We start from the raw sequence: 25,275 nt of genomic DNA on the forward strand, positions 1-25,275 counted from the left end.
CCGGCTGGTCGCACTGTGCGAGGCCGAGGCGCGGGCGGCGGGGCTGCCCGCCGTCACGCTTTACACCAATGCGGCGATGGCGGGTGCGCTGCGGCTTTACCCCCGCCTCGGCTATACCGAGACGGGGCGGCGGGTCGATCAGGGCTTTTCCCGCGTGTTTTTCCGCAAGGCGCTGTGATTGCCGCTCCGCGCAGCAGGATTCAGGGCAGCAGGATCATATCATCCCAGCCCAGAGAATTGATGCCGACCAGTTTGGCGACGGTCTGCCGTTCATAAAGCGTGCCCGAGCCATCCGGGTCGTAGCTCAGCACATGGGTTTTCGTGTTGAAATAGAACCCGATCTCGGTGGGCCTGGCGGCAGTCCCGTTGGGCAGCGGATTGAACGGATTGGCGCCGCCGAAGCCCGAAAACATCAGCTTGTCGCCCTGACCGGGCCGGAAATCGGTGATCGTGTCGCCGCCTTCGTCAAAGACGAACCGGAAGCTCTCTCTGCGCGCGGTGAAGATGAAATGGTCGGCCCCGGCGCCACCCGTCAGCGTATCTGCCCCCGCGCCGCCATGGATCCGGTCGTTCCCGGTTCCGCCCAGCACGCGGTCGCGCCCCGCACCGCCATAGAGCACATCGGTGCCGCTGCCGCCGTCGAGCGTGTCATTGCCCGAGCCGCCTTCCAGCCAGTCGAACCCGGAGCCGCCCTTGAGCCGGTCATTCCCACTCCCGCCGGTCAGCAGATCATTGCCCGCGCGCCCGTCCAGCTTGTCCTTGCCGCCACGCCCGTCCAGCATGTCGTCCTTCGTGGTGCCGTTCAGGGTATTGCCGCGCCCGTTGCCATTGCGCTCGGCGCCCTGCGTCGAGATCAGGCTGAAGGCCTGACCGTCCAGGTGTTCCTTCGTCAGTTCGGTTTCCCGTCCGATGGTCCAGCCAAGAAACCCCTTGCCCTGACGGATAATGCCGCCATCGTTCTTTTCGCCCTCCACGACCGAAAGATCGGCGCCATTGTCGGTCAGCAGAAAGCGCCCGGTGCGGGCTGCGCCGTCGCCGTCGAACACCTGCCCCAGCCACAGCCTGTTGTCGCTGTCGAACCAACTGAGCGCGAAGGTGTTTTTCGCCAGCGCGATGACCTTCAGGTCGGTCCAGCTGTCGTGGCCGTCCTCGTTCAGGGTGATGGTCTTGCTGGCCAGTTTGCCATTGGCACCGACGATCCGTGCCTTGTGCGCCCCGCCATCGGCAGAGTCATACCACGTCACCACCGCGCGGCCATTGTCCAGCGCCACCGCCTCGGGGCGCAGGGTTCCCGCGCCCAGCGTGTCGTCTATGGCAATGGCCTTGCCCACACGTTTGCCGCTCGCGGTGATCTGCTGATAGGTGATCTGCTTGTCGGTATAGGTGATGCCGTTGATCGTCTCGCCCCCGACCTCCTTGTAGAAGACCCCTATACGCCCGTTCCCCAGCACCACTGCCGAAGGGGCGACCGGGCTTGCCTCGATCGCCCAGGGGCTGATGCCGACCGAATGATCCTCGACCACCACCTTGGCCTTGCCCGAGGGCGCGCCACTGGCCTTGAATTTGGTCATCAGGATGCCGGTCGAGATGTCGGCGACGCTGGCGCCGGGCTGAGTGTGGAAAACGGCATAGCTGCCATCCTTCAGCCGGACCCCCGACCAGTCGGTCGCCGGGTTGATCCCGGGCTGGCCGGGCGTCACCGAATGCGGCTCCAGCCGGGTGCCGCCAACCGGCGCCGTTCCGCGATAGGCCTGCGCGGCCAGCGACCAGTTATGGTCGTCGCCGTCGATGCGGTTGTTGTAGAACATCCCCGTCAGCAGCGCGCGGCCCTTGGCCCCCGCGATCAGATCCACATATTGAAATGTGCTGATCGGGGCGAAGCCGCCGGGCGTGGTGGCGACCGAGGCGGTGCTGATCGGGCCAAGCTTGTCGGTCCTGAGGTTCAGCGTGGCCGTATAGACCACCGAATTGGCATAGATGCCTGAATCAATCAGCGCCGAACCCCCGAAGGCCACCATCACCTTGCCGTTGGACAAGGTTGTGGCGTCGAAGGCCAGCAGGTCGAGATCCTTGGTGTTGTTGAACCAGGTTTTCACCTTTTCGATGGTCTTTGCCATGCGCACTCTCCACAAATTTCTGTCGGAACAATGGGGTGTCCCTTCCGGGTCTGTTGCTTCTAAAGGCCGGACCCGTTGCCGGGCCATCCCCCGAACGGGGGGCAAAGGGGCAATTTCCGGCTCTGGAGCGGCATTATTTCCGGCCTGTCCGGCGGGCAAAGCCGGGGCAGCCTGCGCGGAATGACGGCGAGTTCTGCACCCATGCACCGAAACAGCCGGGTTTCACGCTTCAAAACCGCGGGCTGCGGGCCTAGACTTGGCGAAACACAGGGAAATGCGCTCAGACCATGTCAGTTCACGCCGCCAGCCGCCGCCCCGTCGTGGGGATCATCGGGAACATGAGCCTGCTGAACGAAAGCTATCCGGTTCATGCCGGGGGCACGATGAACTCCGAGGCGGTAGCGCAGGTGGCGGGCTGCGTGCCACTGATCATCCCTTCGGACCCCCGGCTGGTCAGCGTTGACGAACTTCTGGCGCTCTGCGACGGCTTCCTGCTGACCGGCGGGCGACCGAACGTGCATCCCAGCGAATATGGCGAGGCGGAAACCCCCGCCCATGGCACGTTTGAACGCGCGCGCGATGCGATCACGCTGCCGCTGATCCGTGCCTGTGTGGACCGGGGGCAGCCCTTCCTTGGCATCTGTCGCGGCTTTCAGGAAGTGAACGTGGCCATGGGCGGCACGCTCTACCCCGAAATCCGCGATCTGCCGGGGCGCATGAACCACCGCATGCCACCCGATGGATCGCTGGAGGAGAAGTTCGCCTTGCGCCATCCGGTGCGCTTTACCCCCGGCGGGGTATTTGCGCGGCTGATGGGGGCCGAAGAGGTGATGACCAACACACTGCACGGGCAGGGGATCAACCGGCCCGGTCCGCGCATTGTCATCGACGGGCAGGCCCCCGACGGCACACCCGAGGCGCTTTATGTGAAAGACGCGCCGGGCTTCACGCTTTCGGTGCAATGGCACCCGGAATGGAATGCGGTGGCTGATCCGGTCTCGCGGCCGCTGTTCGCGGCCTTCGGGCGGGCGGCGGCGGAATGGGCCGGGCAGGGCGCGGCAGCGGTTCGCTCCGCCTGATCCCGAAAGCGGCAACCTGCAAAGCAAAAGGCGCGGCAAAAGCCGCGCCTTTGTCATTAGATGCACCAATCGGCCTCAGGGGCAGGGCTTTTCCGCCGTGGGCACGCAGGTTGCGGCAGGGGCCGGAGCCTCGGGGGTGGCCGGTTCGGCCGCAGGCGGGGTCACGGTCACGGCGGCAGCTTCCGGCGCCGGGGCGGCGGGCTGGGCCGGTGCCACCAGCGCGGCAGGCACGCCGCCCAGAGCGGGCGGGTTCAGAGCAGGTGCCGTCATGGTGGGGAAACCCGGCGCAGGCGCGCCCGGCGCTTTGGCCGGAACCGGCGCATCGGCGGGTTTCGGCGTCTGCTTCGGCTTGACCGAAGCTTTCTTGGGTTGCGGCGGCGGCAGCTTCAGCGCGGCGGGACGCGAGCCATCGGCATTCAGCACAACCACCTTCACCCCGTCCGGCACGCGGTCATAGAGGTCGATCACATCCTGATTGATCATGCGGAAACAGCCCGACGAGGCGTTGCGCCCGATCGACTTCCATTCCGGCGTGCCATGGATGCGGAAACCATAATCGACGCCATTGGTCGTCAGATACAATGCACGGGCGCCCAGCGGGTTGGTCGGACCGCCCGGCTGGCCGTCTTTCCACTTCTCAAGCTGCGGCTTGCGCTCGATCATCTCCTTCGGCGGCGTCCAGGTGGGCCAGTGCTTGCGGTTGGTCACAAGCGCCTCACCCGCCCACTGGAAGCCGTCAGCGCCGACCGCGATGCCATAGCGCATCGCCTTGCCCGGCGCGGTCACCAGATGCAGCGTCTTGTTGGTCGGGTTGATGATGATCGTCCCGACCGGATCATTGGTCGGGAAATCCACCAGCTGCCGCTTGAACTGCGGCGGGATCTTTTCTTCCGGCACGGCGGGGATGGTGAAGGGGCCGTCCTGACGCGCGACATAGCTGTTCACGAAATCTTCGGGAACAGGCTGTTTCACCACCGGCGCGGGCGGCTCGGGCGACTTGGTCGCCTCGGTGACGGCAGGCTGGACGCAAGCCCCGAGGGAGCCCACAAGCATCCCGCCAAGAACCAGAGCCAGAACATTACGCAGCATCAATTTCTCCCAGCGAATCCGAACGGACGGAACCCGTTTACCCGATACACAATTCCCACAGATATTGCAGGGTTCCGTCTTGGTCCATCACGGATTGTTCACAGAGCCGTGCGCAAGTGCCACAATTCGGGAAACAGTTCGACTTCCAGCATGCGGCGCAGATAGCTCACGCCCGCCGTGCCGCCGGTGCCGCGCTTGAAGCCGATGACACGTTCGACCGTGGTGACATGGTTGAACCGCCAGCGCCGGAAATAATCCTCGAAATCCACCAGTTTCTCGGCCATTTCATAGGCTTCCCAATGTGCCTGCGGATCGCGGTAAACGATCTCCCAGGCCGCCTGCACCCCCGGATCGGCCACCCAGGGTGCGCGCAGGTCGCGGGCCAGCACGGCCTCCGGCACCGGCAGACCCTTCCGCGCCAGCAGCCGTAGCGCCTCGTCGTAAAGCGAGGGGCGGCCAAGTTCCGCCTCCAGCTTCGCCGTCAGGTCGGGACGATGCGCATGGGGGCGCAGCATGGCCAGGTTGCGGTTGCCCACCGCATATTCGATCAGCCGGTATTGCCAGGACTGGAAGCCCGAACTTTGCCCAAGCCCGTCGCGGAAGCGGGTATATTCGCTGGGCGTCATGGTGCGCAGCACATCCCAGGCGGAATTGAGCTGCTCGAAGATCCGCGCGACGCGGGTCAGCATCTTGAAGGCAGAGCGCGCCTCGTCCGCCGCAATTGCACGGCGCGCGGCATCCAGCTCGTGCAGCGCCAGCCGCATCCACAGCTCGGACGTCTGGTGCTGGATGATAAACAGCATCTCGTCATGCGCGCCGGTCAGCAATTTCTGGGCGTTCAGGATCGTGTCGATATGCAGGTAATCGCCATAGGACATGCGGCCGTCGAAAGACATCTGCGCGCCGTCGCGGGCGGGATCGTAGGTGGTCATGGGAAACTCCGGTGTCTGAAAGGGCAGGGCGGCGGTCAGCCGCACACCTGCCGGTTCAGTACCGAAACCGTACCGATCCGCCGCCACAGACAAACCCATCCCGCCGGTCGGCACAAGGGCGGCACGCTCTGCACCTGCTCCTTGGCAAAATACTCCCGCCGGAGGCGCCTCCGGTTGGGCCGGGAGCCTCCGGCGGGGATATTTCGACCAAGGTAAAGCACGGGGCGGGTCTCTTTATGGGTCAGGTCACGCGGGCGCGGGTCTTGTATTCGGGGCGGTCCCACAGGGCGCCGTCCATTACATCCTTGATGATGGCGACCGCCTTGTCCACATCTTCCGCATTGATGAACAGGGGCGTGAAGCCGAAACGCAGGATGTCTGGGGCGCGGAAATCACCGATGACGCCGCGCGCGATGAGCGCCTGCATGATGGCATAGCCTTCCGGGTGGCGGAAGCTGACCTGGCTGCCGCGCATCGCATGATCGCGCGGCGTGGCGAGTTCCAGGCCGGGGCAGGCGGTTTCCACTCCCGCGATGAAGCGGTCGGTCAGGGCCAGCGAGGCTTCACGGATGTCCGCCATTTCGACCTTGTCCCAGATGTCGAGCGAGGCGTCGAGCGCAGCGAGTTGCAGCACCGGCGGGGTGCCGACGCGCATGCGCTCGATCCCGCGGCCGGGGCGATAGTCCAGGTCAAAGGCAAAAGGCGCCTCATGCCCCAGCCAGCCGGACAGGGCCGGGCGCGCGGTTTCCGCGTGTCGCGGCGCGACATAAATGAAGGCCGGGCCGCCGGGGCCGGAATTCAGGTATTTGTAGGTGCAGCCCACCGCGAAATCGGCGCCGCCCTTTGCCACTTCGACCGGAAGCGCCCCGGCGCTATGCGCCAGATCCCACACCGCGAGCGCGCCCACCTCATGCGCCCGCGCCGTGAGCGCCGCCATGTCATGCCGGCGGCCGGTGCGGTAATCGACTTCGGTGATCATCATCACTGCAACCGTGTCGTCCAGCGCCTCCAGCACCTGTTCCGGCGCCACGGTTTTCAGGTTGTAATCCGGGCCCAGCGTGCGGCACAGCCCCTCGGCCATGTAAAGATCGGAGGGGAAATTGCCGGTATCCGACAGGATCACCCGCCGCGTCGGGTTCATCTCCAGCGCCGAGGCCAGCGCCTGATAGACCTTGATCGACAGCGTGTCGCCCATCACCACATGGCCAGGCTCGGCGCCGATCAGCCGTCCGATCCGGTCGCCGGTCTTCGAGGGCTGTTCCATCCATCCGGCCTTGTTCCAGCCGGTGATCAGCATTTGTCCCCATTCCTCGGTCACGGTGCGGGCAACGCGGGCGGCGGCGGCTTTCGGCAGCGGTCCCAGCGAATTTCCGTCAAGATAGATCACCCCTTCGGGCAGATCGAACAGGGCGCGGGTATCAGCGAAATCGCGGGTCATCTTGATCCTTGCAGTCAGCGGCCGGGAGTCACGCGCACGGCCTTTGCACCAGATTGGCGTGTCGGGCGAGGGGCGACAACTTATATCTCTATCCTGAAAGTCATAAATTTCAAGTTTAAAACTTATGGGGCGGCGGCAACCTTTCCTTGTCATAGCCATACGCAGGACCGAACAGGGTTGCAAAGTCGTAAATGAGCGGGAATAAGCCGGTATTGACCTAACGTGAGGGACGCGCCTTGCTGTCGCTGGACTGGCCGCCGCTCTGGCTTGCATGTGCCATTGCCCTCGTCTGGGTGATGGACCGGGTTGTTCCTTTCGCGGGCTTCGGTACGGCCGGGGCGGTCGTCGCCCCCGTGCTGGCGGGGCTTGGTCTGGCGCTGATGCTGGCTGCGGCGATGCAGATGTGGGGCGGGCGCACGACGGTCATTCCGCGCCGCGTTCCGCAGGCGCTGGTAACCAGGGGCGTGTTCCGCCTGTCACGCAATCCGATCTATCTCGGCGATGCGCTGATTCTGGCAGCGGCGATTCTGTGGTGGGATGTGCCGCTCGCACTGCCGGTACTGCTGGTGTTCATGGCGGTGATCCAGCACCGTTTCATCCTGCCGGAGGAGGCGGTGCTGCGGCAACGGTTTGGCGCGGCTTACGACCTTTGGACCGCGCAGGTGCGGCGATGGATATGATATGCCGCAGCGTAGCGACGCAATTTTGCCGCAGAGCAGAACTTTCTTTTTGAAATTTTCTTGCGCGGCGATTATCGACTAGAAACCTGACGCGCTGAAACGCGCCATCGAACGGGGGAGAAACAGTGAAGATCGGGGCACCGAGAGAGATATTCGAAGGCGAGAACCGGGTGGCGCTGACACCCGACTCGGCTGTGCAGTTGCAGAAACTGGGGCATGTCTGTGTTCTGGAAGCGGGCGCCGGGGCCAAGGCTGGCTTTTCGGACGCGGCGTACCGCACCGCCGGGGTCGAGATCGTCACCACTGCGGCAGAGCTTTATGCCGCCGCCGATGTGGTGGTGAAGGTGCGCGGGCCGGAGCCTTCCGAGGTCGCCATGCTGCGGCAGGGGCAGACTCTGATCAGCTTCTTCTGGCCTGCCCAGAACCCCGAACTGCTGGAGGCCGCGAAGGAACGCGGCGCCACGGTCGTCGCCATGGACATGGTGCCGCGCATCAGCCGGGCGCAGAAGATGGACGCGCTGTCGTCGATGGCCAATATCGCGGGCTATCGCGCGGTGATCGAGGCGGGCAACAACTTTGGCCGTTTCTTCACCGGTCAGGTGACGGCAGCGGGCAAGGTGCCCCCGGCCAAGGTGCTGATCGTCGGCGCCGGTGTGGCAGGTCTTGCGGCCATCGGCACCTCGACCTCGCTGGGCGCCATCACGCTCGCCTTCGACGTGCGTCCCGAAGTGGCCGAGCAGATCGAATCGATGGGTGCGGAGTTCGTCTACCTCGATTTCAGTGAAGCGCAGACCGATGGCGCGGCGACCGGCGGTTATGCCGCCCCGTCCAGCCCGGAGTTCCGCGAAGCGCAGCTGAAGAAGTTCCGCGAACTGGCGCCCGACATCGACATCGTCATCACCACCGCCCTCATCCCCGGTCGGCCCGCGCCGAAACTGTGGACCGAGGATATGGTGCAGATGATGAAGCCGGGCTCGGTCATCGTCGACCTTGCGGCCGAGCGCGGTGGCAACTGCGACCTGACGGTGCCGGACGAAAAGATCGTCACCGAAAACGGTGTGACCATCGTCGGCTATACCGATTTCCCCAGTCGGATGGCGGCACAGGCCTCGACGCTTTATGCCAACAATATCCGTCACATGATGTCCGATCTTACACCGAAGAAAGACGGTGTGGTCGATCACAACATGGAAGATGACGTGATCCGCGGCGCGACGGTGACCAAAGACGGTGCCATAACCTATCCGCCGCCGCCGCCGAAGGTGCAGGCCATCGCCGCGCAGAAGCCGAAGGAAAAGGCGAAGGAGCTGACGCCCGAGGAAAAACGCGCGCAGGAAGTCGCGGCCTTCAGGAAACAGACCCGTGATCAGGTGCTGATGCTGGCCATCGGCGGCGGGCTGATCCTGCTGGCGGGGTTGTTCGCGCCCGCAAGCTTCATGGCGCACTTCATCGTCTTCGTGCTGTCGGTCTATGTCGGCGTTCAGGTCATCTGGAACGTCAGCCACAGCCTGCACACGCCGCTGATGGCGGTGACCAATGCGATTTCGTCGATCATCATTCTGGGCGCGCTGATGCAGATCGGCTCGGGCAACTGGCTGGTCGTCATTCTCGCGGCGGCCTCGGTCTTCATGGCCGGGATCAACATCTTCGGTGGTTTCATGGTCACCCGGCGGATGCTCGCCATGTTCCAGAAGTCGTAAGGGGGAGGCCGGGAAATGGAATACGGATTCACCACGGCCGCCTATGTCGTTGCGGCAGTTCTGTTCATTCAGTCGCTGGGCGGCCTTTCGGGGCAGGAAAGCGCCAAGCGCGCGGTGTGGTATGGCATTGTTGGCATGGCGCTGGCCGTGGCGGCCACGCTGGTCGGTCCCGGTGCGGGCAACTGGCTGATCTCGGTCGTCATGGTGGCAGCGGGCGGCGCGATCGGCTGGGTCGTCGCCAAGCGCGTGCAGATGACCGAAATGCCGCAACTGGTGGCGGCGATGCACAGCCTCGTCGGTCTGGCGGCGGTGTTCATCGGGTACAACACTCATATCGAACTTGCCCGCGTGGCAGGCATGGACGAAGCGGCCCGCGCCGCGCTGCACGGCTTTGCCGCCGTGGTGGCGCACAAGACGCCGGTCGAAGTGTCGATCCTTCGGGTCGAGACCTTCCTCGGCGTGTTCATCGGGGCGGTCACCTTCACCGGCTCGGTCATCGCCTTCGGCAAGCTGGCGGGGCGTGTGGACGGCAAGGCGAAAAAGCTGCCGGGCGGTCACATGCTGAACGCAGGTGCGGCGGTGCTGTCGCTGGCGCTGCTGCTGGTCTATCTGCAATCGGGCTCGACGCTGGCGCTGATCGTGATGACGCTGGCGGCCTTCTTCATCGGCTACCACCTGATCATGGGCATCGGCGGTGCCGACATGCCGGTCGTGGTGTCGATGCTGAACAGCTATTCCGGCTGGGCGGCGGCGGCCATCGGCTTCTCGCTGTCGAATGACCTCCTGATCGTGGTGGGCGCGCTGGTGGGTTCTTCCGGTGCCATCCTCAGCTACATCATGTGCAAGGCGATGAACCGTTCGTTCGTCAGCGTGATCCTCGGCGGCTTCGGTGGCACGACCGGCCCGGCGATGGAAGTCACGGGTGAGCAGATCGCCATTGACGCCGAAGGCGTGGCGGCGGCGCTGAACGATGCCGACTCTGTCATCATCATTCCGGGCTACGGCATGGCGGTGGCACAGGCACAGCAATCGGTCAGCGAACTGACCCGCAAGCTGCGCGCCAAGGGCAAGAACGTCCGCTTCGCCATTCACCCGGTGGCGGGCCGTCTGCCAGGGCATATGAACGTGCTCTTGGCCGAGGCGAAGGTGCCCTATGACATCGTGCTGGAGATGGACGAGATCAACGAGGACTTCCCCGAAACGGATGTTGCCATCGTCATCGGCTCGAACGACATCGTGAACCCGGCCGCGCAGGAAGACCCCAACAGCCCCATCGCCGGCATGCCGGTGCTGGAATGCTGGAAGGCGAAACAGGTCTTCGTGTCGAAGCGCGGGCAGGGCACCGGCTATTCCGGCATCGAAAACCCGCTGTTCTACAAAGAGAACACGCGCATGTTCTACGGTGACGCAAAAAAGAGCATCGACGCCCTGCTGCCGATGATCGAGTGATCGCCGCAACATGATGAAAGGCCCCGGCACCGCCGGGGCCTTTTGCATTTCAGCAACAGGGGCGATGCATACGCGGGTATGCCTCGATTCCGCTTCCAAATCCGGGGGCGACCGACCCATCAAGGGGCAAAAGCCCGAGACCGAAAATGCCCAAGATCCCCGACCATCCCCTGCGCTATCCGCTGGTGAACGAACTTCATGCCCGGCCCTTCCCGTCGCTGGAGGTGCCCTGCATGGCCGCCTATGTGGCGATCAAGGAGCCGGTGGACGCCCATAACCGCGACCGGAATGCCGACCGTGCGCATCTTCTGGCGCTGCTGGACCGGCATGGCTCGGCCCATCCGCAGCCCGATGCCACGCATTTCTCGGGCGAGATCGGGCGTGCGACGCTGAAATGGGAAAGCCATACCGAGTTCGTCACCTATTCCGCCTTTACTCCGGGCCTGTCAGAGCGCCCGTTCGATGCGGTGGAGGCCAAGGTCTTTCCGACAGAATGGCTGGCGGCGGCGCCGGGCAAGCGGCTTGCCTCGCTCCTGATCCGGGTCGAACCGATGCCGGAAACCGAGGAAGAGATTCTGGCCCGGATCGACGACTGGTTTGTTTCGGAAAGCCTGGCGGTGTCACGCGTGGTCGATGGCGCGGCGATCATCGCGGGCGATTTCCGCATCGACGCGGCGGGACACATGCGCTTTGCGGTTTTCGTGGCGCCGGGCGTCGGCACGCGGCGCGTGGGCCGGATCGTGCAGCGCCTGTGCGAGATTGAAACCTACCGCGCCATGTCGATGCTGGGCCTCAGCCGGGGGCGCGAACTGTCATCGCGGCTCAATGCGCTTGATCCGCGGTTGTCGGCGCTGGTCACCAGTCTCGACGCGATGGATCGGGGGCCCGAGGCGGTGCTGCATGATCTGCTGTCGATTTCGGCCGAGCTGGAGTCGCTTGCCGTGCGCTATTCCTTCCGCTTCGGCGCGACAGGGGCTTATGAGGCCATCGTATCGCAACGCATCGCGGTGCTGCGTGAAACCCGGCTGGATGGGCGGCAGACCTTCGGTGAGTTCATGATGCGCCGCTATGATCCGGCGATGCGTACGGTGAAATCGACCGAGACGCGACTGGCCACCATGTCGGAACGGACGGCCCGTGCCGCCGAACTGCTGCGCACCCGTGTCGATGTGGACCGCAGCGCCCAGAACCAGCGTCTGCTGGAAAGCATGGACCGCCGCGCCGATCTGCAACTGCGGCTGCAACATACGGTCGAAGGGTTGTCTGTGGTGGCGATCAGCTATTACGCCGTCAGCCTTGCCTCTTATCTGCTGTATCCGCTTGGCAAGCTGGTGCATCTGCCGAAAGAGATGCTGACCGCGCTTCTGGTGCTGCCGGTCATACTGGGGGTCTGGCTGATGATCCGCCGTATCCGGCAAGCGATGCACTGACTGGAAATGCGAACCGGGGGCACGAGGCCCCGGCTGTTGTTTCAGCGCCCGCGGATCCGCGGGTCCAGCGCGTCTCGCAGCCCGTCGCCGATGTAGTTCACACTCAGCACCGTCAGTGAAATGGCAAGGCCGGGCCAGATCACGCGGGCGGGGAACAGCTGCATCTGCTCCACCCCGTCATACAGAAGCCGCCCCCAGGTCGGGAAATCCGGCGGGAAGCCGAGGCCCAGAAAGCTCAGCGCGCTTTCGGTGATGATGGCGCTGGCGATGCCCAGGGTCGCGGCCACCATGATGGGTGACATCACATTGGGCAGCACATGGCGCAGGATCACCCGGCGCGGCGGCGTGCCGATGGACCGGGCGGCCAGCACGAATTCGCGTTCTTTCAGCGCCAGAACCTCGCCCCGCACGATCCGCGCGGCCTGCATCCAGCTTGTCACGCCGATGGCCGAGACAATCAGCAGGAAGGTGCCCGCCTCCGGCCCCAATGCGCCCGCGAGCTTTTCGCGGAACAGCATCACCATGACCAGCAGCAAGGGCAGCAGGGGCAGGGCAAGGAACAGATCGGTCATCCGCATCAGCGGCCCGTCCAGGCGCTTGAAATAGCCCGCCAGCACGCCGACGGTCGATCCCAGCGTGATCGAGATGAGCATGGCGACCAGCCCGACCGAGATCGAGACCTTGCCGCCCTCCATCATGCGCAGCAGCATGTCGCGGCCCAACTGGTCGGTGCCGAAGGGAAATTCCCAGCTTGGCGGTTTGTTGCGCAGTTTGATCTGCTGCGCGATGGTCAGATCGGGCGCGTCGCGGAAGAACGGCCCGATGGTGACGAACAGCACAAGAGACACCAGCACGATCAGCCCGAGAAGCGCACCCTTGTGGGTGCGGAACTGATCCCAGACATCACGCCACTGGCTGCGCGGCGGTTTCAGCGCGGCGGGGGAGGCAGCGGTTTCAGTCATAGCGGATTCTCGGGTCCAGGATGCCATAAAGGATATCGGCGATCAGGTTGAACAGCACGATCAGGATGGCGAAGATGAAGGTCAGCGTCTGTACCATTGGCAGGTCATTGCCGTGGATGGCAGAAATCAGCAGCTGGCCGAGGCCATTCACCTTGAACACCTGTTCGGTGATGATGGCGCCGCCGAAGATGGTCGGGATGCCAAGCGCGATCACCGTGACCACCGGGATCATGGAATTGCGCAGCACGTCGCGCAGCACCACCACCCGCTCGGTCATGCCGACCGACCGCGCGGTGCGCACATAATCCTGCCCCAGATTGTCGAGCATCGAGGACCGCATGTAGCGGCTGATCTGCGCCGCGTTGTAAAGCGCCAGCACCGAGACCGGCAGCACCATCTGCTTGACCTGCTTGCCGAAGCTGGCCCAGTCCGTCACCCGCAACGTGGTGTCGTAGATCGAGGGGAACCAGCCCAGCTTCACCGAAAAGATCACGATGAGCAGGACGCCGGTAAAGAAGGTAGGCACCGAAAACCCGATCATCGAGATGAAGGTGCCAAGCTGGTCGAACCAGCTGTATTGCCGATAGGCGGAATAAATGCCGATGGGCAGGGCGATCAGCACGCCGATCAGATAGGCCGCGCCGATCACGGTCAGCGTCTGCGGGATGCGCTGCGCGATGATGTCGGCCACCGGGCTGCGGCTTTGCCACGAGATGATGCGCTGCGCGTCACCCGCCAGGTCATAGCCGGTGATGGCGCCAAGGATGTGCAGCGGTTCGATGACGAAGAACTGTTTCAGCCACAGCATATAGCGGAAGAACATCGGCTGGTCGGCGCCAAGCGCCTCGCGCATCTTCTGCTTCACCTCGGGCGGAACGGTCAGTGGCACTTCCGACATCGGGTCGCCGGGGGCGAGCTCCAGCAGCAGGAAGATCACGAGACTGATGAACAGAAGGGTCGGGATGGCCAGCAACAGGCGGCGGATCGTGAATGTCAGCATGGCACGACACCTCGGGTCATGGGTCTTGGCCTCCTGGTCTTGTCGGGAAGGGGGCCGGTGCGGTTGCCGCACCGGCCGGGATCAGAGCCGGGGCTCAGGCCCGCATCACTTCATGCGATACCAGTCCGAGGCATTCCACAGTTCGGAATCCCAGGTGTTGAGCACGACACCGCCCAGGGTTTTCGACCGCGCCGACAGACGGCCACGATCCACCAGCGGCACGATGGTCATGCTTTCCTTGGTCAGCATGTCGTTCAGCTTCTTCGCAAGCTCGGCGCGCTTTTCGAGATCGCCGGTTTTGCCCAGCTCCGCGATCATGGCGTCATAGGCCGGGTCGCAGTAGCGGTTGATGTTCTCGCCCTGCCACTGGGTATCCGGGCGCGGGGCCTTGGCGCAGGTATGTTCCGCCAGATAGGCCTCCGGGTCGGTGCCGTCGAAGTTGTTGGCGTACATCTCGACATCGGCATAGAACTTCTGGAACGTGTCGGGCGAACCGGCGTCGCCGCCGAAGAACACCGAACCGTCCACGGCCTTCAGTTCGACCTCGATGCCGATTTCGTTCCACCAGCCCTTGATCAGCGCCTGGAAGTCCTGCCGCACCGGGTTGACCGAGGTCTGATACAGCAGGCTGAACTTCTTGCCGTCCTTGTCGCGGATGCCGTCGCCGTCGCTGTCGGTCCAGCCGGCCTCGTCCAGCAGCTTCTTGGCGCCTTCGATGTCCTGCGTCAGACAGCCGGTGTTATCGGTCGAGGCATACATTTCCGGTGCGGGCACCAGATTGCAGGTCGGACGACCGGCATTGCCATAGCCGATTTCCACCAGCAGGTTGCGGTCGATCGCCATCGACAGGGCCTGACGCACCTTCAGATCCGACAGGATCGGGTGCGGGTGCTTGGCGGTGGAGCGTTCGCCCTCCGGCAGATCGGGCGAGGGATCGGTCATGTTCATCTCGATCCGTTCGACCAGCGTGCCGAAGCCGCTGACGAATTCGCCCTTGCCGCCCTGTTCCATCGCCTGTTGCAGTTCCGGCGGGATCTGGGTGTTCCAGGCATAGTCGAATTCGCCGGTTTCCATCACGGCGCGCGCGGCCGAGGCGGCATCGCCGCCACCCTTCACCGTCACGGTGGCGAAAGCGGGCTTGGCCGGGTCACGGTATTCCGGGTTGGCTTCCAGCTGGATCACGTCATTGGTCTTGAACTCGACCACCCGGAACGGGCCGGTGCCGATGGGGCCAAAGTTCTGTTCGGTACAGGTCGAGGCGGCAGCGCCAAGGCAATTGGCGAACTGCGCCTTCTGAAGCACCGGCGTCGTCGAACCCACGAAAGCCAGATAGGGGTTGGGCTTCGCTTCCTTGAAGCTGATCTTCACGGTCTGCGGATCGACCGCTTCCACCTTTTCCACGCCCTCGAACTTGGCAAGCTGGGCGCAGCCACCTTCGGGATGCATGCAGTATTCGGCGGTGAACACCACGTCATCCGCAGTCACGGGCGAGCCGTCGGACCATTTCAGATCGGGCTTGATCTTCCAGGTGATCGATTTCTGGTCCTCGGCCACGCCGCCGTTTTCCAGGGTCGGGATCTCGTCCACCAGACGCGGGATCATGACGCCCTTCTCGTCGTAGCCTGCCAGCGGTTCGATCACCAGCGAGGCGTTCTCGATGTCTTTGGTCCCCGAGGACAGATAGGGGTTCAGCGTCGAGGGCGCCTGGGAATAGAGGATATTCACATGGCCGTCGGCGCCACGCTCTGCATAGGCGGCCGGGGCGAGCCCGGCCAGAGCGACGGCGCCCAACAGGGCGGCTTTCATTTTCATTGTTACACTCCTTGTTGTTGGCTGTGCTCTTGTGCCCCGGCTTGGCCGGTTTGCCCGGCTCTCGCGGCGTCTATCGGATGAATAAGATGGCAGGCGACCAGGCGGTCGGGCGCCGCCTCCTGAAGCCGAGGTTCCACCTCGCGGCAGACCGGCATCACCTTCGGGCAGCGGGTGCAGAAGTTGCAGCCTTTCGGCGGGTTGGCGGGCGAGGGCACATCGCCCTTCAGGATGATGCGCTGGCGCGCGCCCTCGCGGCTCGGGTCGGGTTCAGGCACAGCCGACAGCAGCGCCTCGGCGTAGGGGTGCAGCGGCCGGGCATAAAGCGCGTCCACCGGCGAGATTTCCGCGATCTGGCCCAGATACATCACCGCCACGCGGTCGGCGATATGGCGCACCATGCTCAGGTCATGGCTGATGAACAGATAGGTCAGGCCCAGCCTGTCCTGCAAATCCTCCAGCAGGTTCACCACCTGCGCCTGGATCGACACATCCAGCGCCGCGATGGGTTCGTCGCAGACGATGAACTTGGGGTTCAGCGCCAGGGCCCGGGCAATGCCGATCCGCTGCCGCTGACCGCCGGAAAAGGCATGCGGATAGCGGTTGGCGAAGGCGCGGTTCAGGCCGACGGCATCCATCAGCTCATAAATCCGCGCCAGCTTGTCCGCACTCGACAGCCCGCTGTGTTCGTCCAGCGGCTCGCCGATGATATCGGCCACCGTCATGCGCGGGTTGAGACTGGCCTGCGGGTCCTGAAACACCATCTGCATGGTGGGCCGCTTGCGGCGCAGCGCCTCGGGCGACAGGCTCGCCACATCGTCGCCTGCAATGGTGATCTGTCCTGCGGTGGGTTCGTAAAGCCGCAGCAGGGCTCGCCCCACCGTGGACTTGCCGCAGCCACTTTCGCCCACAAGGCCCAGCGTCTCGCCCTCATAGATGTCAAAGCTGATGTCATCCACCGCCTTCACATCGCCGGTGTGCTTGCGCATCAGACCGCTGTGGATCGGGAAATACATTTTCAGATTGCGCACCTCGACCAGAGGGCGCGTCGTGGTGTCACGCATGGGCGGCCTCCTGCGACGGGTCTTCTGCACCTTCGGGCGACCAGTGGCAGGCCACGTCATGCCCCTGACCGACAGGGCGGCCATCCACCGGGCGGCGGACCGGGTTTTCCGCCTCGCAGCGCGCGAAGGCATGGGCACAGCGGGCGCGGAACGGGCAGGCGGCTGGGGCGGAACCAAGGATCGGCGGCTGCCCCTCGATCACCTGCAAGCGTTCGCCGCGCTGGCCGCCCAGCTTCGGGATCGTCTTCAGCAGGGCACGGGTATAGGGGTGGCGCGGGTTGCGGAACAGCTCTTTCACCGGGGCCTGTTCCACCACCTGACCGCCATACATCACCATCACCCGGTCGGCGATTTCGGCCACCACGCCAAGGTCATGGGTGATCCAGACAATCGCCATGCCCAGCTTCTGCCGCAGCTCTTTCACCAGTTCGAGGATCTGCGCCTGAATCGTCACATCCAACGCCGTCGTCGGTTCATCCGCGATCAGCACCTCGGGGTCGCAGGCCAGCGCAATGGCGATCATCACGCGCTGCCGCATCCCGCCGGAAAACTGATGCGGATAGCTTTTCAGCCGCCGCCGCGCATCGGGAATGCCCACCAGTTCCAGAAGTTCCACGGCGCGGACTTCGGCCTGCGCCTTCGACAGCCCCATGTGCTTGCGCAGCGGCGCCATGATCTGACTGCCCACGGTAAACACCGGGTTGAGCGAGGTCATCGGGTCCTGAAACACGAAGCCGATGCGGGCGCCGCGCACTTTGCGCAGGGCCTCCGGCGTCGCTTTCAGCAGATCCTGACCGCCGAGCAGCACCTGACCGGATTGCACATCAGCCGGGGGCGAGGGCAGCAGGCCGATCAGCGACATCATCGTCACCGACTTCCCCGAACCGCTTTCGCCAACAACGCCCAGAAGCTCGCCGGGCATCAGATGGAAGCTGACATCATTGACCGCGTGAACCGATCCACCACGGGTGTGGAAAACGGTTTTCAGGCCGCGAACCTCAAGTACGGGCACCGCCCCGTCGGGCATATGTAACTCCCCAAGTTTTTGTTTTTATTCTTGTTTGGACGGTCTCATTTGGATTTTGCCGCCATCTTTGACCAGAGTGTCAGATATTTTTCTTCACCTAGCAAGGCAGTTCTATCACTTTGACGGCAAGAGTTTGCGCTCTGCCTGCGATGGACGCTACGGCACTTGCAAATTGCATGGGCACTGGGCAGGCTCGCCCCGGAAAATGGAGATCGCGATGCCCGAGCAGCTTACGCCACGTCAGATTCTGGACCGGCTGGTGGCCTTTCCGACCGTCAGCCGGGGAAGCAACCTGGACCTTGTGGACTGGGTGGAAAGCTATCTGGCGTCCTGGGGCGTGGCAGCGCATCGCGTCTATAATGAAACCGGCGACAAGGCCGCGCTTTATGCCAGCGCGGGCCCGGCGGTGGAGGGGGGCGTCATCCTTTCGGGGCACAGCGATGTCGTTCCGGTTGACGGACAGGACTGGAGCTCTGACCCCTGGACTGTGACCGAGCGGGACGGGCGGCTTTACGGGCGCGGCACCTGCGACATGAAGGGCTTCGTCGCGCTGGCACTGGCCGCCGTGCCGCTGGCGGTGCAGCGCGGGGTGAAGCGGCCGCTGCAATTCGCGCTATCCTATGACGAGGAACTGGGCTGCACCGGCGCGCCGCCGATGATCGCCGAAATGGCCCGCACCCTGCCGCGCGCATCTGCGGCAGTGATTGGCGAGCCGTCGCGGATGAAACTGGTGAACGGCCACAAGGGCGGCACCGGCTTCTGGGTGCATGTGAAGGGGTTCGAGGTGCATTCCTCGCTTCTGCCCGAAGGGGTCAGCGCCATCATGGAAGCTGCGCGGCTGATCCAGTGGATGAATGACCGCAATGACGAGAACCGGGCGAAGCCGGTCACCGAGATTGCGGGCCTGTTCCGCCCGCCCTTCACAACGCTGCATTCCGGCCAGATCTCGGGCGGGACGGCGCATAACATCACCGCCGCCGATTGCCGGTTCGTCATGGAATTCCGCGTGGTGCCGGGTGAAAGCGTCGAGGACTGGGCCGCGCGGTTCGAGGCTGAATGCGCGCGGGTTGAGGCTGCGATGAAGGCCGTGCGCCCCGAAGCGGCGGTGCTGCTGGACCGCATCTTCGTGGTGCCCGCGCTGACCCCGGAAACCAATGGCGCGGCCGAGGCGCTGGTGCGGCGCCTGACCGGCGACAACGGCACCATGGTTGTCAGCTACGGCACCGAGGCCGGGCAGTTCCAGGCCGAGGGCTATTCCGCCGTGGTCTGCGGCCCCGGCGACATCGCGCAGGCTCATCAGCCCGACGAATATCTGGAGGTCAGCGAATTCGAGGCAGGCTGGCGCTTCATGCAGGCGCTGGTCGAGGATATGGCGCAATGATGCCATTCCCGATTTCCGAGGCAACGCCGGTCCGCTTTGCCGGCCCGCTGCCCGACGCCTGCGACGTGGTGGTGATCGGCGGCGGCGTCATCGGGGTGATGACCGCGTGGAACCTTGCCGAACGCGGGCTGCGCGTCACGCTGTGCGAAAAGGGACGGATCGCGGGCGAACAATCCAGCCGCAACTGGGGCTGGATCCGCCAGCAGGGCCGCGATTTCGGCGAATTGCCGATCATGATGGAATCGCTGCGCCACTGGAAATCGCTGTCGCAGGAATTTGGCGAGGCGCTGGGGTTCCGTCAGGAAGGCGTGATGTATCTCGCCCCGACCGAAGCCGAGATGGCGGGGTTCGAGGCCTGGCGCGCCGAGGCCCGCAGCTTTGGCGTCGATACCGAGATGCAGAGCGCGGGGCAGGTGGCCGAACGCATCGCAGGGGCGGCGACGCCGTGGAAGGGCGGGCTGTTCACCGCCTCCGACGCGCGGGCCGAACCTTGGGTGGCGGTGCCGCTGCTGGCCGAGGGCGCGCAGGCGCGTGGCGCGGTGATCGTGGAAAACTGCGCGGTGCGGGCGCTGGACATCGCCGGCGGTCGCGTCACCGGCGTTGTCACCGAACAGGGCCGCATCGCCTGCGATCAGGTGGTTCTGGCGGGCGGCGCCTGGTCGGCGCTGTTTGCCTGCGCGCATGGCGTGGCGATCCCGCAGCTTTCGGTGCGGGCGACCGTGATGGCGACCGAACCCTTGCCGCAGGTCTTTGCCGGCAATGCGGCAGATGATGCCTTCGCCTTCCGCCGACGTGCCGATGGCGGCTATACGCTGGCCCCCGGTGCGGCACATGACTTCTTCATCGGGCCGGATGCCTTTCGCAACTTCGGCCTCTATCTGCCTGTGTTGAAAAAGGATTTCCGCTCCACGAAGTTCCTTCCCGCCGCACCTTCGCATTACCCCGATGCCTGGGGCACTCCGCGTCGCTGGGCGGCGGATGCAACCAGCCCGTTTGAACGGATGCGCGTGCTGAACCCCGAACCCTCGGCCCGGATTGTTGCCGATGTCTGCCAAAGCTTCGCCGCCTGCTTCCCGCATCTCGGGGCGCTGAAGCTCAAGACAGCATGGGCCGGGATGATCGACACGATGCCTGATGTGGTGCCAGTGGTGGACCGGGTGGCGGCGCTGCCCGGTCTGGTGCTGGCAACGGGGATGAGCGGCCATGGCTTCGGCATCGGCCCCGGTTTCGGCCGCGTCATCGCTGATCTGGTGGCCGGGAATGACGTCGGCCACGACCTGCACCGTTTCCGGCTGACCCGCTTCACAGACGGCAGCAAAATCGCACCCGGCCCGTCATTGTGATCAAATCCCGACACGCCGGGGTTGAAGCGGCGCGGTGATTGTAACAGGCTGGCATCCAAGTCCGCACGCGCGGCCAGGACACGAGGAACGCCATGCCCCCGAAGAACCGATTTGCCGAACTGCTGCCCGAAATCACTGCCTGGCGGCGTGATTTCCATGAAAACCCGGAACTGCTGTTCGAAGTGCACCGCACGGCGGGCAAGGTGGCCGAACTGCTGCGCGGCTTTGGCTGCGACGAGGTGGTGGAGGGCATCGGCCGCACTGGCGTTGTTGGGGTCATCAGGGGCCGGACGGACAGCACGGGCCGTGTCATCGGGTTGCGCGCCGATATGGATGCGCTGCCGATCATCGAACAGACCGGGGTTGAATATGCCTCCAAAACCCCCGGCAAGATGCACGCCTGCGGCCATGACGGCCATACCGCCATGCTGCTGGGCGCGGCCAAATATCTGGCGGAGACCCGCAATTTCGACGGCACCGCCGTGGTGATCTTCCAGCCCGCCGAAGAGGGCGGCGGCGGCGGGCGCGAGATGTGCGCCGATGGCATGATGGGCCGCTTCGGCATTCAGGAAGTCTATGGGATGCACAACATGCCCGGCATCCCGGTCGGCCATTTCGCCATCCGCCCCGGCGCCATGATGGCGGCGGCGGATCAGTTCGACATCACCGTGACCGGCAAGGGCGGCCATGCCGCCAAGCCGCATGACTGCATCGACACCACCGTTGTCGCCGCCCATATCATCGTCGCGGCGCAGACCATCGCCAGCCGCACGGTCGATCCGCTGAAACAGGTCGTCGTCTCGATCTGCACTGTCGCCACCGATTCCACCGCGCATAACGTCATTCCGCAGGTGGTGAAGATGAAAGGCACCGTGCGCACCATGGACCCGGCGGTGCAGGATCAGGTGGAACAGCGGTTGAAGGAAATCGTTGAGGGCACGGCGCTGGCTTTGGGCGCAAAGGCCGAGCTGAACTATCAGCGCGGCTATCCGGTGACGATGAACACCGAGGAAAATACCGGCTTCGCCGCGGAGGTGGCGCAGGCGGTGTCCGGCTATGTCGACACCAATACCGCGCCGCTGATGGGGGCCGAGGATTTCAGCTTCATGCTGAACGAACGCCCCGGCGCCTATATCTTCCTTGGCAATGGCGATACCGCGATGGTGCATCACCCGGCCTATAACTTTGACGACAATGCCATTCCCTTCGGCGCAAGCTGGTATGCGGGCATGGTGGAAACGCGGATGCCGGCCGCCTGACGGTCAGAACAGCGGGCGGGGCGTCGAAGCCCCGTCCTCTTCCTGTGCCAGTTCGGCCAGCCGCGCCGGATCAGGCACCGCCAGATAGCCGCCGGACCAGTGCGCGGCGCCCAGGATGCGCAGCCGGGCCAGCGTCTTGTTGGTGTGAACCAGCGAAAGACCCAGCGCATCGGCCAGATCGCGCTGGCGCCAGGGCAGCGGCACGCCGCGCGGCCCCTGCATCCCCGTCGCAACCGCCCGTCGCCACAGTCGCAGCAAGGCCCAGGCCAGACGGCTGGTCGCGTCGCGCTGGCCGAGGGTCAGCAGCGCCTCTCCCAGAAAATGTTCTTCCGTCGCCGCCAGATAAGTCAGGTCGAAGGCGCGGGCGGGTTGATCGCGAAACACCCGCCACAACTCGTTCCGTTCAAAACGGCACAGGGTCATGTCGGTCGTAGCCTCGACCGAATGTTTCATCTCGCCCATAACTCCCGACTGCAAGCCAAGGAAATCCCCGGGAAAAACGAAATTCACCACCTGCCGTTCACCATCTGGCAGCGATTTGCTGCGCAGGCCCTGACCGCGCAGCACGGTGTAAAGCCACGGGCTCGATTGCCCCTCCCACAGCAAGACCTGTCCGGCGGCCACCTCCACCTCTGACGATTTGAAGGCCTGCATGAAGGCGACCTCCCCGGCATTCATCGGCTGGAACATCGGCTGGCAGCGCAGGGGGCAGTCGGCGCAGGCTGTGGGCATGGCGAATTCCTCTTCGGCTATGTCACAGTTTAATGCGAACCTGCGCAGACGGTTCCATGCTACCGGGGAATCGGGCGGAGAATCGGGTGACCGGAGATCCTGGCGCAGGGAGAATGGGATGCGACGGCTGTTTCTGGTGGTCGACCCGGTCCGGCTGGTGGCCGAGGATCTGGGCATGCTGATCGGCGAGGCTGACCGCATGGCGACGGTTCTGGTCGCGACCGAGATCGAGGCGGCGCTGGCCGAACTGGCCGATGCTGTGGATCTGGCGGCGGCTTTCCTGAACCTGCCTTTCGCCACGGCGCGCGACAGCGGTCTGCTGGAGCGTATAGCGGCGCTGGGTGGCCGATATGTCAGTCTGCGCGCCTCGGTCGAGGCGCTGCCGGGACAGCCGCCGCCCCTGGTGCTGGACCTGCCGTTCAGCGACGAGAGCGTGGCCGGAATGCTCCGACAGCTCCGCTGAAGCGGGGCTTCCGGTGCGGTACAGGCGGCTTTTCGCGCTTCTCGATCTCGTCCAGCACGCGACGCAGGTCTTCCACCCCGATATTGGCCGACAGGCGCAGGTCGCCCAGAATCCGCTCCAGCACCTCTGGCGAGGGGCGGTCGGCGCGGCGCGGCGCGGCGGTGGCGTCATGGGGCAGGCGGAAAGGATAGACCCGGCCGGTCAGCCGGTTTACCGCGATGGCTGCGATCACCAGAATGGTGCTGTCCAGCATCACCGGCGTCAGCGCGAACTGGTAGCCCAGCTTCATCGTCGCCGGGGCTGACAGGACGGCGGCCATGGCAACGGCAGCGCCGGGCGGATGCATGGCACGCAGCAGCATCATCGCCAGCGTCGCCCCGCCCACCGCCAGCGCAATGGTCAGCGGGACGGGCAGGCCGAATTGCAACACGGTCACCGCCACCGCAGCACTCGCGCCATTGCCGATCACCACCGACCAGGGCTGTGTCAGCGGGCTGTTGGGAACCGAGATCAGCAGGAAGGTGGTGGCCGCCAGCGGGGCGATCAGCGAGAACCGCGCATCGTTGGCGCCAAGCAGCATCTGCATCAGCGCGGCCAGACCCAGCGTTAGCCCGATTGCCCCTGCCGCGCGCAGCATTTCGCTGCCGCGGGGCAACACCATGGCGGGCAGCAGATGTTCTGCCGCGGCAGTCAGCCATTTCTGCTGGTCGCTCACGGCTTCAGCCACCCGTATGGCTCATGTGGCGGGTCATCTGTCCGGCGATGGCCTGGCGCGAATAATCGAAGTCATGGCCCTTCGGCTTGCGGGCAATAGCGGCACGGATCGCCTGTTCCAGCCCGGTGTCATCCGGGCTGGCGCGCAGCGGCGCGCGCAGGTCGGCCATGTCCTCCTGCCCGAGGCACATGTAAAGCTCACCCGTGCAGGTCAGCCGCACCCGGTTGCAGCTTTCGCAGAAATTATGGGTCAAGGGCGTGATGAATCCGATCTTCTGCCCCGTCTCCTCCAGCCGCACATAGCGCGCCGGGCCGCCGGTGCGTTCCGCCAGATCGGTCAGGGTGAAGCGTTCGGCCAGCCGGGCCCGCAGGTCTGTCAGCGCCCAGTATTGCGACAGCCGGTCCTCGCCGCCCAGATCGCCCATCGGCATGACCTCGATGAAGGTCAGGTCATGGCCCTCCCGCGCGCACCAATCGACCAGCGGGAACAGCTCGTCCTCGTTGAAGCCCTTCAGCGCCACGGCATTGATTTTCACGCGCAGCCCGGCCGCCTTCGCTGCCTCGATCCCGTCCAGCACCTGCGGCAGGCGCCCCCAGCGGGTGATTTCCGCGAACTTCGCGGGATCGAGCGTATCCAGAGACACGTTGATCCGACGGATCCCGCAATCGACCAGTTCCTGTGCGAAACGGGCAAGCTGGCTGCCGTTGGTTGTCAGTGTCAGCTCTTTCAGCGCGCCGCTGTCCAGATGGCGCGACATGGCGCGGAAGAAGGTCATGATGCCCTTGCGCACCAGCGGCTCGCCCCCGGTGATGCGCAGCTTTTCCACGCCCATATGCACGAAAGCGGTGCAAAGCCGGTCAAGTTCCTCCAGCGTCAGCAACTCTGCCTTCGGCAGGAATGTCATGTGTTCAGCCATGCAATAGGTGCAGCGGAAATCGCAGCGATCCGTCACCGAAACCCTCAGGTATCGGATGGCACGGGCGAAAGGGTCGATCAGGGGCGCGTTCATGCCTGAAAGGTAGGCATTCGCCGAACGGCCAGCAAGCGCGAATCCGACAGTTGAAGCGCCGTTCCCCCCCGACTATCGTTGCACTCTGCCCGATGCGGGCGCGTGAGAAGGAGGTGCGGAATGCTGCGTGGTCTGACGATTCTGGGGGGGTGCCTGCTACTGGCGGGCTGCGCCGACTTGAAGATGCCTCAGTTCGGCAAGCGCCCCTCTGCACCGCAAAGCGCAATTTCCGAGCCGCTGCCGCTGCCCACGCCCGAGCTTTCGGCGCCGCCGCCGAAACCCGGCGCCCGCACCGCCGAGACGCTGGATACGACCACCGACGAACAGCGCAAGGCCGCCACGGCGGCGACGGTTCCGGCGGGTGGCTCGCTGGGCAAGGTGGTGGTGACGCTGGGCGATCCGACCACGCCGGGATTCTGGCTGCGGTCGTCGCTGGTGTCGGCGCCGGTGCCGGGGGTGATCCGGACGGCCGGTGGCGTGACCGTGCAGGTTGACCTGATGCCGGGCGAGGGCGCTGCGCAACTGTCGCTGGCAGCCTTCCGCGCGGCGGGCCTGTCGCTGACCGATCTGCCCACCGTCGAGGTTCTTAAACGGTAA

Annotated in this window: 22 protein-coding genes; 10 read left to right on the plus strand and 12 right to left on the minus strand. The window is 64.8% G+C overall.

Going from position 1 to position 25,275, the window contains the following annotated elements; all coding sequences use genetic code 11:
- Positions 1-200 precede the first annotated feature (200 nt).
- Complete coding sequence (locus AO684_RS04920) at positions 201-2,117, minus strand: calcium-binding protein (RefSeq protein WP_054301631.1); 1,917 nt, start codon at positions 2,115-2,117, stop codon at positions 201-203.
- A gap of 287 nt (positions 2,118-2,404) precedes the next feature.
- Here AO684_RS04920 and AO684_RS04925 point away from each other — a divergent pair, with 287 nt between their 5' ends.
- On the plus strand, positions 2,405-3,196 hold the full coding sequence (locus AO684_RS04925; RefSeq protein ID WP_054301632.1) for a gamma-glutamyl-gamma-aminobutyrate hydrolase family protein: 792 nt from the start codon (positions 2,405-2,407) through the stop codon (positions 3,194-3,196).
- Positions 3,197-3,271: 75 nt separating this feature from the next.
- On the opposite strand, the gene AO684_RS04930 is transcribed toward AO684_RS04925, so the two are convergent.
- The 3 genes from AO684_RS04930 to kynU all read right to left on the minus strand — a co-directional run bounded on the left by AO684_RS04930 (position 3,272) and on the right by kynU (position 6,655).
- Complete coding sequence (locus AO684_RS04930; RefSeq protein WP_054301633.1) at positions 3,272-4,285, minus strand: L,D-transpeptidase; 1,014 nt, start codon at positions 4,283-4,285, stop codon at positions 3,272-3,274.
- 98 nt (positions 4,286-4,383) lie between these two features.
- The gene (kynA, locus tag AO684_RS04935; RefSeq protein WP_054301634.1) at positions 4,384-5,217 is read right to left on the minus strand and encodes a tryptophan 2,3-dioxygenase; all 834 of its coding nucleotides are present in this window, start codon (positions 5,215-5,217) and stop codon (positions 4,384-4,386) included.
- Positions 5,218-5,458: 241 nt separating this feature from the next.
- Positions 5,459-6,655, minus strand: coding sequence for a kynureninase (gene kynU, locus AO684_RS04940; RefSeq protein WP_054301635.1), 1,197 nt, complete (start codon positions 6,653-6,655; stop codon positions 5,459-5,461).
- A gap of 236 nt (positions 6,656-6,891) precedes the next feature.
- On the opposite strand from kynU, the gene AO684_RS04945 reads away from it, so the two are divergent.
- The 4 genes from AO684_RS04945 (at position 6,892) to AO684_RS04960 (ending at position 11,914) form a co-directional block, all read left to right on the plus strand.
- On the plus strand, positions 6,892-7,335 hold the full coding sequence (locus AO684_RS04945; RefSeq protein WP_152968351.1) for an isoprenylcysteine carboxylmethyltransferase family protein: 444 nt from the start codon (positions 6,892-6,894) through the stop codon (positions 7,333-7,335).
- Positions 7,336-7,460: 125 nt separating this feature from the next.
- Complete coding sequence (locus tag AO684_RS04950) at positions 7,461-9,035, plus strand: Re/Si-specific NAD(P)(+) transhydrogenase subunit alpha (protein WP_054301636.1); 1,575 nt, start codon at positions 7,461-7,463, stop codon at positions 9,033-9,035.
- 15 nt (positions 9,036-9,050) lie between these two features.
- Positions 9,051-10,484, plus strand: coding sequence for an NAD(P)(+) transhydrogenase (Re/Si-specific) subunit beta (locus tag AO684_RS04955; RefSeq protein WP_054301637.1), 1,434 nt, complete (start codon positions 9,051-9,053; stop codon positions 10,482-10,484).
- 146 nt (positions 10,485-10,630) lie between these two features.
- A complete protein-coding gene (locus tag AO684_RS04960; protein ID WP_054301638.1) occupies positions 10,631-11,914 on the plus strand; it encodes a DUF3422 family protein in 1,284 nt (427 codons plus the stop codon).
- A gap of 41 nt (positions 11,915-11,955) precedes the next feature.
- Here AO684_RS04960 and AO684_RS04965 read toward each other — a convergent pair whose 3' ends face one another.
- From AO684_RS04965 to AO684_RS04985, 5 genes are all read right to left on the minus strand, one after another.
- On the minus strand, positions 11,956-12,876 hold the full coding sequence (locus tag AO684_RS04965; RefSeq protein WP_054301639.1) for an ABC transporter permease: 921 nt from the start codon (positions 12,874-12,876) through the stop codon (positions 11,956-11,958).
- A complete protein-coding gene (locus AO684_RS04970; protein ID WP_054301640.1) occupies positions 12,869-13,876 on the minus strand; it encodes an ABC transporter permease in 1,008 nt (335 codons plus the stop codon). The genes AO684_RS04965 and AO684_RS04970 overlap by 8 nt, the downstream gene beginning before the upstream one ends.
- A gap of 105 nt (positions 13,877-13,981) precedes the next feature.
- Positions 13,982-15,688: a peptide ABC transporter substrate-binding protein gene (locus AO684_RS04975; protein ID WP_054301641.1), complete on the minus strand. Its 1,707-nt coding sequence runs from the start codon at positions 15,686-15,688 to the stop codon at positions 13,982-13,984.
- Between the two features lie 2 nt (positions 15,689-15,690).
- Positions 15,691-16,749, minus strand: coding sequence for an ABC transporter ATP-binding protein (locus tag AO684_RS04980; protein ID WP_054301642.1), 1,059 nt, complete (start codon positions 16,747-16,749; stop codon positions 15,691-15,693).
- A complete protein-coding gene (locus AO684_RS04985) occupies positions 16,742-17,776 on the minus strand; it encodes an ABC transporter ATP-binding protein (RefSeq protein WP_054301643.1) in 1,035 nt (344 codons plus the stop codon). Before AO684_RS04985 ends, AO684_RS04980 begins: the two co-directional genes overlap by 8 nt.
- Before the next feature lie 217 nt (positions 17,777-17,993).
- On the opposite strand from AO684_RS04985, the gene argE reads away from it, so the two are divergent.
- The 3 genes from argE to AO684_RS05000 all read left to right on the plus strand — a co-directional run bounded on the left by argE (position 17,994) and on the right by AO684_RS05000 (position 21,759).
- Entirely contained in the window at positions 17,994-19,157 is a 1,164-nt protein-coding gene (gene argE, locus AO684_RS04990; protein ID WP_054301691.1) for an acetylornithine deacetylase, read from the plus strand.
- Entirely contained in the window at positions 19,157-20,500 is a 1,344-nt protein-coding gene (locus tag AO684_RS04995; RefSeq protein ID WP_200907793.1) for an FAD-binding oxidoreductase, read from the plus strand. The genes argE and AO684_RS04995 overlap by 1 nt, the downstream gene beginning before the upstream one ends.
- 92 nt (positions 20,501-20,592) lie before the next feature.
- Positions 20,593-21,759 carry a M20 aminoacylase family protein gene (locus AO684_RS05000; RefSeq protein ID WP_054301645.1) on the plus strand — a complete coding sequence of 389 codons (1,167 nt, stop codon included), beginning with the start codon at positions 20,593-20,595 and terminating at the stop codon, positions 21,757-21,759.
- Positions 21,760-21,762: 3 nt separating this feature from the next.
- On the opposite strand, the gene AO684_RS05005 is transcribed toward AO684_RS05000, so the two are convergent.
- On the minus strand, positions 21,763-22,491 hold the full coding sequence (locus tag AO684_RS05005) for a Crp/Fnr family transcriptional regulator (protein WP_054301646.1): 729 nt from the start codon (positions 22,489-22,491) through the stop codon (positions 21,763-21,765).
- Positions 22,492-22,609: 118 nt separating this feature from the next.
- On the opposite strand from AO684_RS05005, the gene AO684_RS05010 reads away from it, so the two are divergent.
- A complete protein-coding gene (locus tag AO684_RS05010; RefSeq protein ID WP_054301647.1) occupies positions 22,610-22,954 on the plus strand; it encodes a hypothetical protein in 345 nt (114 codons plus the stop codon).
- Here AO684_RS05010 and AO684_RS05015 read toward each other — a convergent pair.
- Positions 22,911-23,681 (minus strand): HPP family protein, encoded by a 771-nt coding sequence (locus AO684_RS05015; RefSeq protein WP_054301648.1) that lies wholly within the window; start codon positions 23,679-23,681, stop codon positions 22,911-22,913. The genes AO684_RS05010 and AO684_RS05015 overlap by 44 nt on opposite strands.
- Positions 23,674-24,678, minus strand: a complete 1,005-nt coding sequence (gene moaA, locus AO684_RS05020) for a GTP 3',8-cyclase MoaA (RefSeq protein WP_054301649.1) — start codon at positions 24,676-24,678, stop codon at positions 23,674-23,676. Before moaA ends, AO684_RS05015 begins: the two co-directional genes overlap by 8 nt.
- Positions 24,679-24,798: 120 nt before the next feature.
- Here moaA and AO684_RS05025 point away from each other — a divergent pair, with 120 nt between their 5' ends.
- Positions 24,799-25,275: a hypothetical protein gene (locus AO684_RS05025; RefSeq protein ID WP_054301650.1), complete on the plus strand. Its 477-nt coding sequence runs from the start codon at positions 24,799-24,801 to the stop codon at positions 25,273-25,275.

It is taken from the genome of Gemmobacter sp. LW-1 (assembly GCF_001303875.1).
Lineage (GTDB): Bacteria > Pseudomonadota > Alphaproteobacteria > Rhodobacterales > Rhodobacteraceae > Gemmobacter > Gemmobacter caeni.

Excerpts from the sequence above, each read along its gene's own strand:
- AO684_RS04960 (WP_054301638.1), top strand. The coding sequence starts at position 10,631 with ATGCCCAAGATCCCCGACCATCCCCTGCGCTATCCGCTGGTGAACGAA.
- moaA (WP_054301649.1), bottom strand. The coding sequence starts at position 24,678 with ATGAACGCGCCCCTGATCGACCCTTTCGCCCGTGCCATCCGATACCTG.
- AO684_RS04995 (WP_200907793.1), top strand. The coding sequence starts at position 19,157 with ATGCCATTCCCGATTTCCGAGGCAACGCCGGTCCGCTTTGCCGGCCCG.
- AO684_RS05005 (WP_054301646.1), bottom strand. The coding sequence starts at position 22,491 with ATGCCCACAGCCTGCGCCGACTGCCCCCTGCGCTGCCAGCCGATGTTC.
- AO684_RS04970 (WP_054301640.1), bottom strand. The coding sequence starts at position 13,876 with ATGCTGACATTCACGATCCGCCGCCTGTTGCTGGCCATCCCGACCCTT.
- AO684_RS04985 (WP_054301643.1), bottom strand. The coding sequence starts at position 17,776 with ATGCCCGACGGGGCGGTGCCCGTACTTGAGGTTCGCGGCCTGAAAACC.
- AO684_RS04975 (WP_054301641.1), bottom strand. The coding sequence starts at position 15,688 with ATGAAAATGAAAGCCGCCCTGTTGGGCGCCGTCGCTCTGGCCGGGCTC.
- AO684_RS05025 (WP_054301650.1), top strand. The coding sequence starts at position 24,799 with ATGCTGCGTGGTCTGACGATTCTGGGGGGGTGCCTGCTACTGGCGGGC.
- argE (WP_054301691.1), top strand. The coding sequence starts at position 17,994 with ATGCCCGAGCAGCTTACGCCACGTCAGATTCTGGACCGGCTGGTGGCC.
- kynA (WP_054301634.1), bottom strand. The coding sequence starts at position 5,217 with ATGACCACCTACGATCCCGCCCGCGACGGCGCGCAGATGTCTTTCGAC.
- AO684_RS04920 (WP_054301631.1), bottom strand. The coding sequence starts at position 2,117 with ATGGCAAAGACCATCGAAAAGGTGAAAACCTGGTTCAACAACACCAAG.
- AO684_RS05010 (WP_054301647.1), top strand. The coding sequence starts at position 22,610 with ATGCGACGGCTGTTTCTGGTGGTCGACCCGGTCCGGCTGGTGGCCGAG.
- AO684_RS05000 (WP_054301645.1), top strand. The coding sequence starts at position 20,593 with ATGCCCCCGAAGAACCGATTTGCCGAACTGCTGCCCGAAATCACTGCC.
- kynU (WP_054301635.1), bottom strand. The coding sequence starts at position 6,655 with ATGACCCGCGATTTCGCTGATACCCGCGCCCTGTTCGATCTGCCCGAA.
- AO684_RS04955 (WP_054301637.1), top strand. The coding sequence starts at position 9,051 with ATGGAATACGGATTCACCACGGCCGCCTATGTCGTTGCGGCAGTTCTG.
- AO684_RS04980 (WP_054301642.1), bottom strand. The coding sequence starts at position 16,749 with ATGCGTGACACCACGACGCGCCCTCTGGTCGAGGTGCGCAATCTGAAA.
- AO684_RS04930 (WP_054301633.1), bottom strand. The coding sequence starts at position 4,285 with ATGCTGCGTAATGTTCTGGCTCTGGTTCTTGGCGGGATGCTTGTGGGC.
- AO684_RS04925 (WP_054301632.1), top strand. The coding sequence starts at position 2,405 with ATGTCAGTTCACGCCGCCAGCCGCCGCCCCGTCGTGGGGATCATCGGG.
- AO684_RS04965 (WP_054301639.1), bottom strand. The coding sequence starts at position 12,876 with ATGACTGAAACCGCTGCCTCCCCCGCCGCGCTGAAACCGCCGCGCAGC.